A 17,153-nucleotide genomic window follows, 5' to 3' on the forward strand; every position below is an offset into this window, starting at 1 on the left:
GGGGGAAGAAAGCAACTACTTGGATTCGGGAACGATGCTGCGCAGTGCCCGGACGATTCCGTCCAGCAATGGGGACCCGCCGAGCCTCGTCAGTTTGAGCGAGAGCGGCTGCACCCGGCGGACGTCCACCTGGAACTGCACGTCCCGGAAGGCGGCCGCGAGCGGCTTGAGCCGCGGGACGGCGTCAGCGCGGAAATTAATGCGAGCCTCCTCTCCACGCACCAGCATGGCCTCTACCCCCAGTGGGGCCCCGAGGAGCCGGAGCTTGGCCACGGTGAGGTAGGCCTCCACCGGCGCCGGGAGGGGGCCGAAGCGGTCGCGGATCTCCGAGCGGAGCTGGTCCACGTCCTCGGCGCCCCGGGCGGCGCCCAGGCGACGGTAGAGATCCAGTTTGATGGCCTGGCTCTCGATGTAGTCGTCGGGCAGGTAGTGCGGCTGGTCCAGCGTGACGTCGGCTGGCGGGGGCGGCGGGGCGTCGTCGCCCCGCTTCATCCGGGCCACGGTCTCGTCCAGCATGCGGAGGTAAAGGTCGAAGCCCACCGTGTGCACGAAGCCCGACTGTTCAGGGCCGAGCAGGTTCCCCGCCCCGCGCATCTCCATGTCCTTGAGGGCCACGCGGTAGCCCGCTCCGAGCTCCGTGTGGTGCTCCAGCACGCGAAGCCGGCGCTCGGCGTCCTCGTCCACATGGTCGGGGACCATCAGGTAGCAGTAGGCGCGACGGTGCGAGCGGCCCACGCGGCCGCGCAGCTGGTAGAGCTGCGCCAGGCCCAGGCGGTCCGCGCGGTCCACGAACATCGTGTTCGCGTTCGGCACGTCGATGCCGCTCTCGACGATCAGCGTCGAGACCAGCACATCGATCTCGCCGGCCACGAAGCGGCGCATCACATCCTCGAGCTCGCGCTCCTTCATCTGCCCGTGGCCCACGGCCACCTTGGCGCGCGGCACGATGCGCTGGATGTGGTCGGCCACCGCGAGGATGGTCTCGATGCGGTTGTGCACGAAGAACACCTGCCCGCCGCGGTCCAGCTCGCGGTTGATGCCCTCGTCGATCAGCGCGTCGTCCCAGGGCTCGAGGAAGGTGAGCACCGGGGAGCGGTCGCGCGGCGGCGTCTGCATCAGCGTGAGGTCGCGGAGCCCGGCCAGCGACTGGTGCAAGGTGCGAGGGATCGGCGTCGCGGTGAGCGTGAGCACGTCGGTTTCCAGCCGCAGCTGCTTGAGGCGCTCCTTGTGCTTCACCCCGAAGCGGTGCTCCTCGTCCACGATGATCAGGCCCAGCTGCTTGAACACCACGTCCGCGCTGAGCAGCCGGTGCGTGCCGATCACGACATCAACCTTGCCTTCGGCAAGTTCCTTGAGCGCGGCTGCCTGCTCCTTGGCGGTCTGGAAGCGGCTCATCACGGCCACACGCACCGGGAAGTCGGCGAAGCGGTCGCCGAACGTGCGCGCGTGCTGTTCGGCGAGCACCGTGGTCGGGACGAGCACCGCGACCTGTCGTCCGCTCTGCACCGCCTTGAACGCCGCACGCACGGCGATCTCCGTCTTGCCGTAGCCGACGTCGCCGACGAGCACGCGATCCATCGGCTTCGCGCCTTCCATATCGCCCTTCACCTGCTCCGTGGCCGTCCGCTGGTCGGGCGTGTCCTCGAACAGGAACGAGCTCTCCAACTGTCTCTGCCAGGCGCCGTCGGGATGGTGCGCGGCGCGGCTGGTGATGGTGCGGCGCGCGTAGAGGTCGAGGAGCTCGGCGGTCATCTCGCGCAGCGCCGAGCGCGTCTTGTCGCGCTGGGCAGCCCAGCGCTTGGCACCGAGCTTGTGAAGCTTGGGCGGCGGGTTGTCGTCGGACTCGTCACCGGCGGCACGATAGCGCTCGATCTGGTCGAGTCGGTACAGCGGCACGTTGAGCCGGTCACCGCCCTCGTATTCGATGACCGCGACCTCGAGCTTGGCTTCGCCGTGCTCCACCGTGGTCATGCCGCGGTAGATGCCGACGCCATGCTCGAGGTGCACCACGAAGTCGCCGGGCTTGAGCGCGGTGACGTGTTCGAGGGCTGCACCGGTGGCATAGCGGCGTGCGCGACGGATGCGCCGCTCGCGACGGAAGATCTCGTGGTCCGTGAGGACGCGAAGGCCTTCGCGGCCGCGCGGCGGCAGTAGGAAGCCGCCGGCAAGCACGCCGATGGCGAGCGTGAGCAGCGCGCGCGTGTCGCCGCCGCCTCGGGCGCCTTCGAGCAACTCCTCGAGACGCTCGGCCTGCCCGCTGTTGTCGCAGAGAATCAGCGTCGGCGTGCCGTCCCGCACGATGCTGCCGAGTCGCGCCATGTCGCGCTCGACCGGCTCCGGCTTCCGCATCGGGAACACGACGGCGCGCGGATCGTCGTCCGCGGCGGCGATGATCTCCAGCCGCGGCAGCGCGCGCAGTTGTCCTTCGGCCGTCCCCGGTTCCTGGAACAGCTCCTGCCGTGGCGCGGCGTCCTCGCCGCGTCGGCGCGCCAGCTCGAGATGGTGCTGCGCCTCGCTCCAAGTGCGGTCCAGCTCCTCGCGCAACTGCGTCCCCTGCGGCAGCACCACCAGAGTGCCCGGCGGAAACAGCTCGGCGATCGTCGCGCGCGCGAACTTCACGTCGGCGTCGTCGCCGTGCACTTCCACGGGCAGGATGACCGCGCGGTCCATCGGCGCCGTGCTGCGTTGGGTGGCGATGTCGAAGCCACGGAGTTCGACGAGCTCGTCACCCCAGAACTCGAGGCGCACAGGCTCGCGCATCCCGAAGCCGTACACATCGAGGATGCCGCCGCGCACCGAGTACTGCGCCACATCCTCCACCAGCGGGACGCGCTCGAAGCCGACGTCCTCGAGATGGCCCATCAAGTCCTCGAGGCGTCGCTCGTCGCCCTTGGCCAGCTCGAGGCGTGCATCGGCCAGCGCACGCGGCAGCCGCGTACGTTCCTGCACCGCGCGCGCCGTGGTGAGCAGGATGCGGACGCTGCCCTTCGCCAACGCCTCGATGGTCTCCACGCGCTCGCCCGCGACTTCCGCGTGCGGTTCGACCTCGCCGAAGCCTTCGCGCGGCGGATACAGGGCCACGCCGTCGCTGCCAAACACCGACTGCAGGTCCGCGTGCCAGCGCTCGGCCTCGGGCAGTTGGTCCGCCACCACCACGAACAGGCGGTTCTCCTCGCGCTCGGCCAATGCCGCGACCAACACGGCATCGGCGGAGCCGACCAAGCCACCGACGGCTTGGAAGCCCGAGCTCTTGGGGAGCGTCGACGCGAGACGCGTGAATGCACTGAGCGCCGCAATGCGCTCCATCAGGATCGGCAGCGCCATCAGGCCGTCGCGCTGCTCGTGCGCGCGCGGCGCGCAATCCAGGACTCTGCGACCAGCAGGCCGAGGGCCAGCAACAGCAGCGGCGTGGCCAAGGCGCGCCGTCCGCCTGCAGAGAACGTCTCCTGTGCGAGCCGCTCCGGCAGTTCCACGATGCGGGCGGCGCCTGTACTCGCCGCCAACGAGTCCGGCGTGAGCGTCGCGAGATCGGACTCCGCCGCGTCGGGATTCACGACCAGCGCGCCGGCACGCTGCTCACCCCGGCGCCAGAAGTGCACACCCGCAGCCCACGGCGCGCGGATCGAGGCGCCGGCGCGCAGCACGCGCGTCGTGCCATCCGGCGCCTCCAGTGCATCCACGCCCGAGGGCACGGTTACGCGCTGTCCGGGCACTACCTCGGTCACGATTCCCGCCGCCGACGACAGCCGCTCGGCGATCAGCGCGTCCAACCACGGGACGAAGGCCGCGCGCACAGGAAGGTCGGTGGCGGCATCATCGGCGGGCGAGGCAATCAGGACGTACCCATTGCCGGCGACTGCCCAGGCCGCGCCGGATGTACGCGCCAAGGTGTCGGCGCGTTCCGCCGCCGCGGCCCCGGTCGCCAGCTGCAATGCGTACCAGGTGCGCGCCGACGCGCCGTCCACGCCAGCGCCGCGCAGCGGGGCGGAGCCCTGCTGTCGGGCACCGAATCGCCAGGGGATTCCGGCGCGTTCCAGCGCCCGGTTCGCATCCGCGACCCGCAGGGGGTCGCTGGGCGCGAAGAGCAGTCCCGGCCGCTGCGCGCGCTCGGCGCTGCCGACGAAGATGCCGCTGCCGCGGCGCGCGCGACCGGCATCGACCAGCGCGTCCATTGCGCCGCGCACGAAAGCGCCGCTGGCGCCGTCCACCGTCAGCGCGGGCGGCTCACCGACGTGCACGGCGAAGTGTCGCACGTCATCGAGCCGCAGTTCGTCGGGTTCGAGCTCGATTGCCCCCGCCATCCAGCCACGACCACCCGGCTGCACGCGGGCGACGATCGGGGCTGCCGGCGAGGCGGTGCCTCGGGCCATCGAGCGGCCGTCGAGCACGAGTCGCCACGATGCGGAGTCGCCGCGCAGGGTGGCACGCACCGTGCCGCGCGGATTCCAGAAGGGCGGCTCGACCTCGACACGCGCGATGGCGCGGTTCGTCGTTGTGCTGGCGGGAAGCGCAAACACCGTCGCGTCGCCCAGCGGGATGTCGCGCCACTGGCTGGCCTGGGCGTCGGTCAGCAGCACGAGCCGTCGCTCCGGCTGCTCGCTGGCGGCGAGCACTGTGCGCGCGCGATCCAAGGCTGCGGCGACATCACCGGCTCCGTCGAGAGGGCGCAGCGCATCGAGCATCCGTTGCAACTCTTCGGGCGCGCCCGTGGAGGCCTCGCCGTCCGCTGTGACCAAGGTGACCGCGTCCGCCGAGCCCGCGCTGGCGAGCACCGCGCGCGCCGCGTCGATGAGCCTCGTGAGCGCCGGTCCGTCGGCGCCCGCTGCCGCCGACGACAGCGAGTTGTCGACGACGAGCGCCACGGCCGTGGGCGGATGGCCGACGCCCGGGAAGACGCCGATCGGTCGCGCCATTGCCATTGCCACCGCGAGCACGATGGCGACGCGCAACATCATCAGCAGGAAGTTGCGAAGCCGCACCTCGCGCGCGTGCTCCTTCTCGGCGCGCAACAGGTAGCGCACGGCGGGGAACTCCACGCGCGTTCCCGTGCGGCGGCGTAGGAGATGCAGCAGCAGCGGCACGGCCGCCGCGGCGGCCATCAGCAGCGCCCAAGGCGCGAGGAAACTCACGGCAGCCGCTGGCGCTTGGCGAAGGCGCGCCGCAAGGGCACGCCGAAGGGCTGGTCCGTCTGGATCGGTTCGTAGAACGCGCCGGAGGCGGCGAACAATGCGCGCCACTCGTCCATCGCTTCAACGACCGTGGCCGCGTAGGCCTCCCGGACCTCGGCCGGCGTCGCGGCAAGCGACGCGCCCTGCTCCGGATCCACGAACAGCGCCTCACCAACGGGCATCGTGAAGTGCCGCTCCGCCGGATCGATGATGTGCAGCACGGTCACGTCGTTCCCCTGCGCGCGCAAGACACGCACGGCGGCATCCACTTCCTCGGGTTCCATTAGCAGGTCGGACACCAACACGACCATCCCGCGCCGCTTCACGAGCGTGGCCGCCTGCCGCAGCGCACCACCGGCGTCGGAGCCCAGGCCCGCGCCGGGCTCGGCGATCGCGCCGAGGATGCGCTTCCACTGGACCGTGCGTGAGGCCGGCTTCACCACGGAGCGGATCTCGTCGTCGAAGCGGATGATGCCGACCGCATCCCGCTGACGGATCAGCAACAGCGAGAACGCCGCCACGAGTTGCTCGGCGTACTTGCGCTTGGTGAGCAGGCTGTCGGCCGAGCGCCATTCCATCGAGCGCGAGACGTCGAGCACGATGGTGGCGCGGAGGTTGGTCTCCTCCTCGAACTGCTTGATCAGCCAGCGATCGGCGCGGGCCGCGACCTTCCAGTCCATGAAGCGCAGGTCATCGCCCGGCTGGTAGGGGCGATGCTCGGCGAACTCCACGGAGAATCCCTTGCGCGGCGAGCGATGCAGGCCGTTGAGCATCCCGTCGACCAGCCAACGGGAAATGACCTCGAGGCGTCCGAGCGCCGCGAGGGTCTGGGGATCCATCAGGTCGGGCCGGAGGCGGTCCGTTGGTGGTGCGGCCATCAGTCGGGAAAAACTAGTAGGTTGGGGGATGCCACGTGCATCTACGAACTTCGTCACCGTACTGCTGTTGATGGTGGCCGCCGCCTGCGGCGGTCGCGATGCGACGGTTGCCGCGGTCACTGTGGACACCCTGGCCAACGGGGCGGTCCGAACGATGAGCTCGGCCCCCACCGCACCCGGCAGCGTCACGCTCGAGCACCTGCTGGACATTCAGCCGCCGGTTGATGACTCCACCGAGCTGATGAACCCGCGCGGACTCGCCGTGGCCGACGACGGCTCGGTGCTGGTGAGCGAGTCCGGGGCGGGCCACATCAAGGTGTTCGGACCGACCGGTGGCTTTCAGCGCAGCATCGGCCGTCGCGGACAGGGGCCGAATGAGTACGAGGTCGCCTTCATTGCCGTGCGCGGCGACACACTGCTGGTGCAGGATCCTGAGGTCGCGCGACTCTCGCGGGTGCTGTGGCGCAGCGGCAGCTATCTCAACAGCGTGCGCACCGGGTGCTGCTATTGGTCCTCGTTTGGCGTCGACGCCGAGGGGCGCGCCTGGGTCCGCAGCATCTCGCAGGCCCCGGACACGACGTTCCGGCATCGCCAGGGATTCTTTCGCGTTGGCGTGACGCGCGACGTCATCGACACGGTCTTCGCCTATGAGCGCAAGGACCTGCCCGAGCAGCCGTACTGGGAAATCCGGTCCGGGAGCGACCTGCAGATGATGATGGTGATCCCCCTGCAGCCGCGCGCGTACTACGAGGTGGACCCCACGGGGACGCTGCTGACCGGATGGAGCGGCGAGTACAGCCTGCGCGAGACGACGGACGGCCGGGACACGGTCGCCATCTTTGGGCGTAGCTACACGCCAGTACCGGTCGCGAGCAACGAGAAGCAGCGGATCGTGGAAGACCGCATTGCGCGGCAGCTCGCCAATGGGCGGCAGGGCGGACCCGACGAGGCCACCTATCGCAAGGCCTTCGACGCGAGCCTCATTCCCGACCAGCAGCCGGCCTATACCAACGTCGCCGTGGACAAGATGGGCCGGCGCTGGCTGCAGGTGCCGACCGCTGACACGTCGGTCGTGCAGTTCGACGTGTTCTCGCGCGACGGACGCTGGCAGGACACGGTCAGACTCTCGCGCCGCGACTGGCCAAACGAAGGCGTCTGGGCCGCCTGGGGCCGCGACCGCGTCGCCGTACGGCTGGAGGACGAGGACGGGCGGCCGCTGATCCGGGTGTTCGCCATCCGGCAGCGCTAACCCGCCCCGTTGGAGCGGCCCCTCTGCTCCGCTAGCTTTCAAGGCTAGCCGCAGTTGGCCCCACCTCCGCTCCACCCGCCGTGACCGCGCCGTCCCTCATCCGCAACTTCTGCATCGTCGCCCACATCGACCACGGGAAATCCACCCTGGCCGATCGCCTCATCGAGGCCACGGGCATGCTGCAGAAGCGGGAAATGAAGGCCCAGGTGCTCGACACGCTGGACCTCGAGCGCGAGCGCGGCATCACGATCAAGCTCAACGCCGTCCGCATGTCCTACGACGCCAAGGACGGCGTCACCTACGAGCTCAACCTGATCGACACGCCGGGGCACGTGGACTTCACCTATGAAGTCTCGCGTTCGCTGGCCGCCTGCGAGGGCGCCATCCTCGTCGTGGACGCGTCACAGGGCATCCAGGCGCAGACGCTCTCGAATCTGTTCCTGGCGATGGACGCGGGACTCGAGATCATCCCGATCCTCAACAAGATCGACCTGCCGGGCGCCGAGCCGGAGCGGCGGCGCCAGGAAGTGGTGGACCTGATCGGCTGCGATCCCGAGGACGTGCTATTGGTGAGCGCCAAGGAAGGCCTGGGCATCCCCGAACTGCTCGAGGCCGTCGTAGCAAAGGTGCCGCCGCCGAAGGGCAACGCCAGCGGCCCACTGCGCGCGCTCATCTACGACTCGTACTACGACCGCTACCGTGGAGCCATTCCCTCCGTGCGCGTGGTGGATGGCGCCATCAAGAAGGGGATGAACATCACCTTCGGCGTGTCCGACGAGACCTACGAAGTGCTGGAGGTCGGCTACAACCAGCTGCGCCAGGTGCCCGCCAAGCAACTCACCTCGGGCGAGGTCGGCTACGTCGTGGCCAGCGTGAAGTCGGTGAAGGAGACCCGTGCCGGCGACACGATCTTCGACGCCGACAATCCCGCCAGCGAGCCGCTCCCGGGCTACCAGGCGGTCCGCTCCTTCGTGTTCGCCGGCATTTTCCCGACCGACACGCAGCAGTACGAAGACCTGCGAGACGCGCTCGAGAAGCTGCAGCTCAACGACGCCTCGTTGAACTACCTGCCGGAGACTTCGACGGCGCTGGGCTTCGGTTTCCGCTGCGGCTTCCTCGGCCTCCTGCACATGGAGATCGTCAAGGAACGCCTCGAGCGCGAGTTCGACCTCGACCTCGTCACGACGGTCCCGAGCGTGGAGTACCACGTCTTCCAGACGGACGGCGAGAAGGTGCTCGTAGAGAACCCGGCGTTGATGCCCTCGCCCAGCGTCATCGACTGGGTCGAGGAGCCCTACGTGAAGGCCCGCATCATGGTCCCCACCGACTACATCGGCCCGATCATGACGCTGGGCACCGAGCGCCGCGGCGAGTACAAGGGCATGTCGTACATCGACACCACCCGCGTGGAGATCGACTGGGAGTTCCCGCTCGGCGAGATCATCCTCGACTTCTTCGACAAGCTCAAGTCCATCAGCCGCGGTTACGCCTCGCTGGACTATGAGATGCTCGGCTACCGCCGCTCGGACCTCGTGCGGCTGGACATGCTGATCAATGGCGATCCGATCGACGCCTTCAGCGTCATCGTGCACCGCGACAAGTCGTATGAGTGGGGCCGCAAGGTCGCCGACAAGCTCAAGGACCTGATCCCGCGGCAGCTGTTCGAGGTGGCCATCCAAGCGGCGATCGGGCAGAAGGTGATCGCGCGCTCCACCGTGAAGGCCCTGCGCAAGGACGTGCTCTCCAAGTGCTACGGCGGCGACATTAGCCGCAAGCGCAAGCTCCTGGAGAAGCAGAAGGAAGGCAAGAAGCGGATGAAGCAGGTCGGCAGCGTGGAGATCCCGCAGGAAGCCTTCCTAGCGGTACTGCAGGTCGAGTAGCGCTGCAGCGTACAATCGAACGGGCGCGTCGCCACAATCCGTGGCGACGCGCCCGTCTTGCTTCCGAGATGCGGCGCCTAGCGCGCCACGACCTGCAAGGTGTAGTTCCCAGTCGCCGTGCCCAGCGTGTGCGCGCGAACGAGGATTGTCCCGCTCTCGGGAATCGCGAGGTCCAGCTGCGCGTCCGTGCCGCCGCCGGAATCGTCGTCCGTGTCGCCGGCGGTGAAGGTCGTGCCGGGCCGCGAGCCGGTCAGGAAGGCGTCGAAGTCCTCGGAGCGCAGCGTGATCCGGATGCGCTGGCCGGCCGTCCCGGAGATGGCGTACTCGTGGAAGTGCGTGCCGTCGGGCATCTCGGGGTCGTCGAGCGAGATCGCGCCCGTGATCGTCTGGCCCACCGTGATGCTGCGCGTGATGACCTTCGCCATCGGCGCGTCGACCAGCGACAGCGAGAAGGTGCCGGAGGCCGAGGCGTCCAAGGGGCGCGCGTAGATGTTGATGCGGCCGTCGGCGACGACCGCCAGCGAGGCATCCGTGCCGCCGCCGCCGTCATCGTCGGTCGCCAGTTCGATCTCCCCATCGGCGGTCACGCGGGTGACGCGGAGGAAGGTGTCGAAGGCGCCCGAGCGCATCGAGATGCGCACGCGCTCGCCCGAACCGCGATACGTGTAGAGTTGAAAGGGAATCGGCGGGTTCTCGTCCTCGAGCATCGGGCTGCCGCTGCCGATGCTGCCTTCCACCGCCTTGCCCATCGACAGCTCCGTCGCGACGACCGGCACCGGGGGCGGCGCCTCGGCCACCTCAAGGCTGTAGGAGCCGAGCCCGTCCGCCTCCAGCGACTGCGCGACGATGTAAAAGGTGCCGGCCGCCGGCGCGCGGAAGCGCAGCTTGGCGTCGGTGTCGCCACCGCTGTCGTCGTCCGTGACGAGCTTCTCGCTCATCCCCCCGACGTACTGCACCACCGAGAGGTAGGCGTCGAAATCGTCGGAGCGCATCGTGATGTCGTAGCGTCCGCCGGCCTTCACCTCGAGCCGATACGAGTGGAAGCCACCGCGGTCGTCCCAGCGGGGATCGCTGACCTGGATGACGCCGCTGGCGCGGCGGCCGAGCTCGACGGCGCGGGCGTTCGTGGGCTGGGCCGCGAGCGGCATCGCCCAGATAGCGGCCAGCGCGGCGATGAGGAACGGCGGTCGTCCGAGCCGGACGCTGCGATGCGTGTGGTACATGCCAACGCCTCCGAGTGGGGGTGGGGGCAGGCTGCCCCCGGACTCAAGCTTACCCGCCGGTGCTGCCGCCGGCCAACCCGCGCCGGATCCCCACGGAGAAGTCCGGGCGGTCCGCGAACTCCGCTGCCGCCTGGTTGATCCGGTGCGCGGCGCGCATCTGCTCGAAGGGCAGCTCGCTGTCCAGCAGGCCAATGTCGTACGCGAGTTCATCGGCGAAGGCCGGGAGCAACACCTTGTAGCTCAGCGGCACGCGCCGGGGCGCGATGTCATTGATGTGCGAGACGATGTTGGTCGTGCAGGTACTGGTCAGCGTGTTGTAGAACTCCGGATGCGCCGCCAGCGCATTGGCCCTGGTGAGCATCGCCGTGAACAGCGCGCGCATCCGTTCCGTCGTCGTGCGGACCGGATACAGGTAGACGGAGTCGCGGCGATGGTTGGCCCGCAGCCCGATGAGATCGCGCTCGTCGGCGACCACGTACGTCAGCTCGTACTGGCGCAGCAGGCCCTTGATCGGCGAGAAATGCTCGCCGCGTTCGCGGCGCAACTCGACGGATATTCCCACGAACTCGCCATCGCCGAATCCGAAGGTGACGAAGGTGTGCGCCGGCCCCGGCACACCGGAGAAGGGCTCTACCACGAACCACACGCTCTCCAGCCGCTGCAGGTCGTAGCGGCGATCCTCCCAGCGCACGTCGAAGTCGTCGACGCTGCGGTAGAGGTTGTTGCGGACGTTGGTGACGGTGACGCTGTCGCCGTGGAACTCTGCGGCCGGCAGGCGCACCATGTCCGGGGACCAGTCGCGGTCGTTGGACGGACGGACGAGCAGCACCAACGCGAGCCAGGCCACGGCGAGCACGGCCACCGTCACCAGCGCCACGCGCCCAAGGCGCCGTTCGCTGCCTCGCCGGTCGTCCGACATATCAGGTCGCTCCCAGGTACTGGTCCAGTCCCTTCTCAGCACGCGTGAGCTTCTTGGCCGCGACCTCATCGCGAATGGCGCGGTTGGCCGCAATGCCCGCGGCGTTCTTGTAGCCGCGCGGATGGTCGAGGTGCACGACCAGCGCGCGATGCCTGAACTGCCGCCCACTGATCCCGGCATTCTCGAGCCGCTCGCCGATCTCGCGGTCGAGTCCGCCCCACTGCAGGCGCTCGTCAAACCCGTTCACGGCGACGAGATCATCCATCCAGGCCGAACTGTTGTGGCCGTTGAAGGTTGCGCCCGTCGGCGTGATGGCGTCGAGCGCCGCCGCCGTCCGCGGCCCCCAGCGCAGTCGCGCGAGACGCCGGGACCAGGGCGTGCCGTTGGCCCGCAACCAGGCGTAGTCGGTGGCGCGGCCCGCCAGGATGTCATCCTTGGTGATGGCCTGACTCGTCGCCATCGGCAGCTTGAGATAGCCGCCGGAGATGAAGTGCCCACGCCGCGCGTTCGCCGCGTGTACGGCCAGCAGGTCCGAGCGCGGAATGCAATCGCCGTCGGTGAAGAAGCAGTACTCGCCCGTCGCCTTCGCTATGGCCTTGTTGAGGATCCGGCACTTTCCGAAGCCGTCGTGCGGCTGCTGCACGTGTGTGATGGGATACCGTACGGCCCGGGCCACGCGCTCAATGACGTCCAGCGTCGGTGCCGAGGATCCGTCGTCCGCGATCAGGACCTCGAAGTCACGGTACGTCTGCGCCTCGAACCCCCACAGCACCTTCTCCAACCACGCCGGCTGCTCGTAGGTGCTGAAGATGACGGAGAGCTTCACGCGGTCGCGCTGGCCGCCGCGGCGTCCTCGGCGGCCACCTCGGCGCGTTCCGCCTCGGACATCTGCCGGATGCTGAAGCCCGTGAAGCCGTAGATAGCGGCCACCAGCGGGTTCAACAGGTTGAAGAACGCGTAGGGCGCATAGGCCATCGTCGCCACACCAAGGGTCGTGGCCATGAAGGCGCCACAGGTGTTCCAGGGGACCAGCGGTGAGGTCAGCGTGCCGGCGTCCTCCAACGAACGCGAGAGATTCTCGGCCCGCAGCCCTCGGCGTCGGAACTCGGCGCGGAACATCCGGCCCGGCAGCACGATGGCGATGTACTGGTCCGAGGCCAGCACGTTCATCCCGATGCTCGTACCGAGCGTGGCGAGGATCAGCGAGCCGGTACCTCGCACCGCGCCAAGGATCGTGGCGGCGATCCGCTGCAGCATCTGCGTGGTCTCCATTACGGCGCCAAAGGACATCGCCGTGATGATGAGCCACATCGTGTTGAGCATCGACGACATCCCACCGCGCGTGAGGAGCTCGTCGAGTGCCGCGTTCCCGCTCTGCGAGACGTAGCCGTCGAACATTGCGGTCCAGGCGCCCTTGAGCAGGGCGACAGCCGTCGGCAGCTCGGCGGCTGCCGCAAAGCGCAGCACCGCCGTCTGCTGGAAGAGCACGGCGAACGCGCCGCCGGTCAGCGCGCCGATCATCAGGGCCGGCAGCGCCGGCACCTTGCGCAAGACGAGCCCGATCACCAACACGAGCGGCAGCAGCGGCAGCAGACCGACGTTGAACTGCGCCGCGATCTGCGCGCGGATGGTTGCGATCTCGGGCGCATCGGCCGCCGGGCCGCCCATCAAGCCGAGGCCCGCGAAGATCAGCACGGCCAGCACGATGCTCGGCGCCGTCGTCCAGACCATGTGCCGGATGTGCGTGAACAGGTCGCTGCCGGCCATCGCTGGCGCGAGGTTCGTGGTGTCCGAGAGCGGCGACATCTTGTCGCCGAAGTACGCGCCGGAGATGATGGCACCTGCCGCGAGACCGAGGTTCAGGCCCTGCGCCGTGGCGACACCGATGAGCGCGACACCGATCGTACCGGCGGTCGTCCACGAGCTGCCGGTGGCGAGCGCGACCACGGCACAGATGATGGCCGCGGCCGCATAGAACCAGCGCGGACTCAGGATGCCCAATCCGTAGTAGATCATCGACGGCACGGTGCCGGCGAGGATCCAGGTGCCGATGAGCGCGCCGACGACGAGGAGGATCAGCAAGGCCCCCATCGCCAGCGAGATGCCGTGGACGATGCCATCCTGCATCTCGCGCCACTGGTATCCGTTGCGCGCGCCGAGCACCGCGGCGACCATGGCGGCCAGCAGCAGCGCAATCTGATTCGGGCCAGTGGAGGATCCGTCTCCGTATAGGAATACGGAGGTCGCCAGGAGGGCGACCAGGACGACGACGGGGATGAGGGCCTGGCCGAGATTCGGCGCGCGCTTGTCGGTAGCTGGCATTGTCGCGGCGAAAGGTGTTCGCGCCCGCCGTCGGCACGCAAGCGGATGTGCGCCGCGAAGACCTGCGAGGCGTGGTAATTTCCCCCGATGCCCGCCCCCACCCCCCCGCCCCCGTCCGACCGCTACGTCATTGGCGTCGATCTCGGCGGCACTAATCTCGTCGTCGGCGCGATGTCGGCCGACGGGTCGCGCGAGTTCGGGATGCAGTCCGTGCCGACCGCCGCGAAGGAAGGCGGCGACGCCGTCGTCGCGCGGATCGTGGCGCAAGTACGCCGCGCCGAGGCGGAGGTGCTAGCCGCCACCGGAGCGAGTCGCAGCCAAATCCTCGGCGTCGGCATCGGCTCGCCCGGGCCGTTGAATCGACAGACCGGCGTGGTCCTCGAGACGCCGAACCTTGGCTGGCGCGACTTCCCGCTTCGCGACCGTGTTGCCGCGGGCGTGGGACTCAAGGCCACGCTCGACAACGACGCCAACTGCGCCACGTTGGGCGAGTGGTGGCTCGGCGCCGCCCGCGGCGCGCAGCAGGTGGTCGGGCTCACCCTGGGGACCGGCATCGGTGGAGGCCTCATTCTCGACGGCCGCCTGTACCACGGATCCAGCGACGTCGCGGGCGAGCTCGGCCACACGACCATCGACTCCACGGGGCGCCGCTGCGGTTGCGGCAACTACGGCTGCGTGGAGGCCTACGCCTCCGGACCGGCCATCGCCGAGCGTGCGCGGGAGGCCTTGGCCGGCGGCGAATCCAGCCGGCTGTTGGCGATGGTCGAAGGCGAGCTCTCGCGCATCACCGCCGCGACCCTGTTCGAGGCGGCGAGTGAGGGCGATGCGGTCGCCCGTGAGGTCGTGCGCGAGACCGCGCGCTTCCTCGGCATCGGCGTCGCGAACCTGCTCAACATCTTCAATCCTCAGGTAGTCGTGCTCGCCGGCGGCGTGACGCAGGCCGGCGATGCGCTGTTCGAGCCGCTGCGCGCGGAAGTGCGGCGCCGCGCGTTCAAGTCGGCCGTCGAGCCCTGCCGCATCGTGGCCGGCACACTGGCCCACGCCGGCGTCGTCGGCGCGGTGGCGACCTTTCTCCAGGCCGAAGGCCTGATGTGAGCAGCGCGGGCGGCGACACGCGGCGCCAGCGCCTTGGCGTCATCGGGACCTTCGTGTGGGATGTCATCCACGGCCGCGATGTGCGAGAGTCGCCCATCCAGGAGTGGGGTGGCATCACCTACGCCTTAAGCGCCGCCGACGCCGCGCTCGCGGACGACTGGGAGTTGGTGCCGCTGGTCAAGGTGGGCGAGGACCTGGCGAGCGAGGCTCGGCGATTCCTGCGCACGCTGCGCCGGCTCGCACCCGACGCGCACCCTATCGAGGTGCCGTACCGCAACAACCGCGTGGAGCTGCGCTACCACAGCGACGAACGGCGCAGCGAGGTGCTCAGCGGTGGCGTTCCAGGATGGACCTGGGCCGGATTGCAGCCGCTGCTGCGTGACATCGACGCGCTGTACATCAATCTCATAAGCGGCTTCGAGCTCGATCTCGCCACCGCGCAGCTCATCCGGCAGCACTTCAAGGGCCCCATCTACTGCGACCTGCATTCGCTGACGCTGGGGCTCGAACCCTCTGGCCTGCGCACTTGGCGGCCGCTGCCGGAGGTCGCCGCCTGGTGCGCCTGCTTTGACTACCTACAGGTAAACGAAGACGAGGTCGCGATGCTCGCCGCCGACCCGATGGCGCTGGCCGCGACGGCGCTGCACGCGGGCGTACGCACCCTGTTCGTGACCTTGGGCAAGCGTGGCGTCGTCTATTTCGAGGACGCCGGCCCGGGGCGACCGCTGCGCACCGCCTTGGTGCCGGCGACCGTCGCCCGCGTGTCGGGGCCGGGCGATCCCACGGGCTGCGGCGACGTGTGGGGTGCGACCTATTTCTCGCGCTTCGTCGCAGGTGATAGATTGTCCGAGGCTTCGCGGCGCGCCTGCGATGCCGCCGCACGGAACGTCGAACATCGCGGGGCCACCGGCCTTGCCCACCACCTCAGGGGAGAGCTGCACCCGCTGTGACCGCCGTCATCACCGTGCCCGCGTCCCTCGACGAGCAAAGCTTCGAGCAAGTGCTCGAGCAGCTGGCCCCGCTCGCCCCCGACGCCAAGGTCCTGGTCGACGCCCGTCACTGCCGCTTCGCCACCCCCTACGGCCTCACCGGCCTGCTCTGCCTCGCGCAGTCGCGCGCCGAGAAGCCGGACTTCGCACCGCCCACGGACGAAAAGGTGCAGTCGTACTGGTCCCGCTCCTCGTTCTTTCGCTACGCCGAGGAGCTGTTCACGATGCGCGGCGCGGTGATGAAGCAGCGCGTGCAGCAGGACAGCGACACGGTGCTGGAGATCACGCCCATCGCCAAGAGCGAGGACGTGCACGCCGTGGTGGAGCGCGTGAAGGACCGCGCCACGCACATCCTCACGACCAAGCTGCACCTCGAGGCGCGTTCGACGATGGGCTTCGCGCTCTCGCTGTCCGAGGCCTGCCAGAACATCGTCGAGCACGCACAACGCGGTGGTTGGGTGGCCGTGCAGGCCTACGACTGGGGCAAGCGCCGCGTCGGCCGCTGGGTGGTGCTCATCGCCGTGGCCGACGCGGGCCAGGGTTTCAAGCGTTCACTCGAGACCTCGCGCGCCCGCGCCATCGCCGGTGACCGTTGGAATGACGCCGAGGCCCTGGAGGCGGCGCTTACGCAGGGACACAGCCGGCATCCTGAGGCCGGCCGCGGCCAAGGTCTCAAGGGCATCAAGGGCTACGTCCACCGACACGACGGAAAGCTGAGCATTCGCAGCGGATCGGCGCGCATCAACCTGCTGCCCAGTTGGGACAGCACGCCGGCGCGCGAGGAGAGCCTCACGCCCTTCGTCGGTTCGCAGCTGCAGATGATCATCCCCGAGCGGGTGGCCACGCCGTGACGCACGTCGACCTCGGCTCCGTGCTGCGCGACTCCACCCAGTCGGAGTTCCGCAACCTCGTCACCCGCGACACGGGGGCGAAGGTGCGCATCGCCGTCGAGCGGCAGCTGGCTGGCCTCGCCGACGGTACGGTGATGTACCTCGACTTCTCCCACATCGGCCTCCTCGACCGCAGCTGCGCGGACGAGTTCCTGAACAAGCTGATGCTCTCGCTGACCGGCGAGCGGCCGGCGCACGACGGCTACGTGATGATCCACGGGGTAAACGACCTCCATATGGAGATCATCGAGACCGTGCTCGAGGCCCACAGCCTGGCGCTCGTCGTGCGGGTGGCGGGCGATGGCGCCGTGCGGCTGGTCGGTGCCGTGACGGACGAAGAGCGCCGCTGTTGGGATCTCGTGATGCAGCAGGGCGAAGCAGATGCCGACGTCGTGGCCGCGGAGACGGGCATTCCCTGTGAGGCCTGCGGGCGTATGCTCGACGGGCTCGCGCGTCGCCGGCTGCTCCGGCGTGAGGCGCACCGCTACCTGCCCCTCGGGTCCGCGGCGTGATCCGCGGACGGGCGTTTCAGCCCCTCCA

At 69.2% G+C, this 17,153-nt stretch carries 13 protein-coding genes; 6 read left to right on the top strand and 7 right to left on the bottom strand.

All coding sequences use genetic code 11. The features are described 5' to 3' along the window. Positions 1 to 15: 15 nt before the first annotated feature. From mfd to KF709_02300, 3 genes are read right to left on the bottom strand one after another with little or no spacing between them, the layout of a single operon-like run. Positions 16 to 3,324, bottom strand: coding sequence for a transcription-repair coupling factor (gene mfd / locus KF709_02290; protein MBX3173209.1), 3,309 nt, complete (start codon positions 3,322 to 3,324; stop codon positions 16 to 18). Next, entirely contained in the window at positions 3,324 to 5,129 is a 1,806-nt protein-coding gene (locus tag KF709_02295) for a BatA domain-containing protein (protein ID MBX3173210.1), read from the bottom strand. The genes mfd and KF709_02295 overlap by 1 nt, the downstream gene beginning before the upstream one ends. Continuing rightward, positions 5,126 to 6,046, bottom strand: coding sequence for a DUF58 domain-containing protein (locus KF709_02300; protein MBX3173211.1), 921 nt, complete (start codon positions 6,044 to 6,046; stop codon positions 5,126 to 5,128). Before KF709_02300 ends, KF709_02295 begins: the two co-directional genes overlap by 4 nt. A 28-nt stretch (positions 6,047 to 6,074) precedes the next feature. On the opposite strand from KF709_02300, the gene KF709_02305 reads away from it, so the two are divergent. Together KF709_02305 and lepA are read left to right on the top strand one after the other, a co-directional pair. Continuing rightward, positions 6,075 to 7,295, top strand: coding sequence for a hypothetical protein (locus KF709_02305; GenBank protein ID MBX3173212.1), 1,221 nt, complete (start codon positions 6,075 to 6,077; stop codon positions 7,293 to 7,295). A gap of 80 nt (positions 7,296 to 7,375) precedes the next feature. Beyond that, on the top strand, positions 7,376 to 9,175 hold the full coding sequence (gene lepA, locus KF709_02310) for a translation elongation factor 4 (GenBank protein ID MBX3173213.1): 1,800 nt from the start codon (positions 7,376 to 7,378) through the stop codon (positions 9,173 to 9,175). A 77-nt stretch (positions 9,176 to 9,252) separates the two neighbouring features. Here the strand turns inward: lepA and KF709_02315 are convergent, their stop codons facing one another. Genes KF709_02315 through nhaC form a run of 4 tightly spaced genes read right to left on the bottom strand, consistent with a single transcriptional unit; the run spans position 9,253 to position 13,639 of the window. Next, positions 9,253 to 10,398 carry a hypothetical protein gene (locus KF709_02315; GenBank protein ID MBX3173214.1) on the bottom strand — a complete coding sequence of 382 codons (1,146 nt, stop codon included), beginning with the start codon at positions 10,396 to 10,398 and terminating at the stop codon, positions 9,253 to 9,255. A 49-nt stretch (positions 10,399 to 10,447) separates the two neighbouring features. After that, a complete protein-coding gene (locus tag KF709_02320; protein MBX3173215.1) occupies positions 10,448 to 11,317 on the bottom strand; it encodes a DUF4105 domain-containing protein in 870 nt (289 codons plus the stop codon). A 1-nt stretch (position 11,318) separates the two neighbouring features. After that, the gene (locus KF709_02325; protein ID MBX3173216.1) at positions 11,319 to 12,143 is read right to left on the bottom strand and encodes a glycosyltransferase; all 825 of its coding nucleotides are present in this window, start codon (positions 12,141 to 12,143) and stop codon (positions 11,319 to 11,321) included. Beyond that, a complete protein-coding gene (gene nhaC, locus KF709_02330; GenBank protein MBX3173217.1) occupies positions 12,140 to 13,639 on the bottom strand; it encodes a Na+/H+ antiporter NhaC in 1,500 nt (499 codons plus the stop codon). The genes KF709_02325 and nhaC overlap by 4 nt, the downstream gene beginning before the upstream one ends. An 87-nt stretch (positions 13,640 to 13,726) precedes the next feature. Here nhaC and KF709_02335 point away from each other — a divergent pair, with 87 nt between their 5' ends. Genes KF709_02335 through KF709_02350 form a run of 4 tightly spaced genes read left to right on the top strand, consistent with a single transcriptional unit; the run spans position 13,727 to position 17,125 of the window. Beyond that, positions 13,727 to 14,734 carry an ROK family protein gene (locus KF709_02335; GenBank protein MBX3173218.1) on the top strand — a complete coding sequence of 336 codons (1,008 nt, stop codon included), beginning with the start codon at positions 13,727 to 13,729 and terminating at the stop codon, positions 14,732 to 14,734. Next, positions 14,731 to 15,684, top strand: coding sequence for a carbohydrate kinase family protein (locus KF709_02340; GenBank protein MBX3173219.1), 954 nt, complete (start codon positions 14,731 to 14,733; stop codon positions 15,682 to 15,684). The genes KF709_02335 and KF709_02340 overlap by 4 nt, the downstream gene beginning before the upstream one ends. Continuing rightward, positions 15,681 to 16,574, top strand: coding sequence for an ATP-binding protein (locus KF709_02345; protein ID MBX3173220.1), 894 nt, complete (start codon positions 15,681 to 15,683; stop codon positions 16,572 to 16,574). Before KF709_02340 ends, KF709_02345 begins: the two co-directional genes overlap by 4 nt. Further along, positions 16,571 to 17,125: a hypothetical protein gene (locus KF709_02350; protein MBX3173221.1), complete on the top strand. Its 555-nt coding sequence runs from the start codon at positions 16,571 to 16,573 to the stop codon at positions 17,123 to 17,125. The genes KF709_02345 and KF709_02350 overlap by 4 nt, the downstream gene beginning before the upstream one ends. The last annotated feature ends 28 nt before the right edge of the window (positions 17,126 to 17,153 follow it).

It is taken from the genome of Gemmatimonadaceae bacterium (assembly GCA_019637445.1).
In the GTDB taxonomy this organism is placed as follows: domain Bacteria; phylum Gemmatimonadota; class Gemmatimonadetes; order Gemmatimonadales; family Gemmatimonadaceae; genus Pseudogemmatithrix.

Bases quoted from the DNA above. Each gene is read 5' to 3' on its own strand.
- mfd (MBX3173209.1), bottom strand. From the start codon at position 3,324: ATGGCGCTGCCGATCCTGATGGAGCGCATTGCGGCGCTCAGTGCATTC.
- KF709_02335 (MBX3173218.1), top strand. From the start codon at position 13,727: ATGCCCGCCCCCACCCCCCCGCCCCCGTCCGACCGCTACGTCATTGGC.
- KF709_02320 (MBX3173215.1), bottom strand. From the start codon at position 11,317: ATGTCGGACGACCGGCGAGGCAGCGAACGGCGCCTTGGGCGCGTGGCG.
- KF709_02315 (MBX3173214.1), bottom strand. From the start codon at position 10,398: ATGTACCACACGCATCGCAGCGTCCGGCTCGGACGACCGCCGTTCCTC.
- KF709_02305 (MBX3173212.1), top strand. From the start codon at position 6,075: ATGCCACGTGCATCTACGAACTTCGTCACCGTACTGCTGTTGATGGTG.
- nhaC (MBX3173217.1), bottom strand. From the start codon at position 13,639: ATGCCAGCTACCGACAAGCGCGCGCCGAATCTCGGCCAGGCCCTCATC.
- KF709_02300 (MBX3173211.1), bottom strand. From the start codon at position 6,046: ATGGCCGCACCACCAACGGACCGCCTCCGGCCCGACCTGATGGATCCC.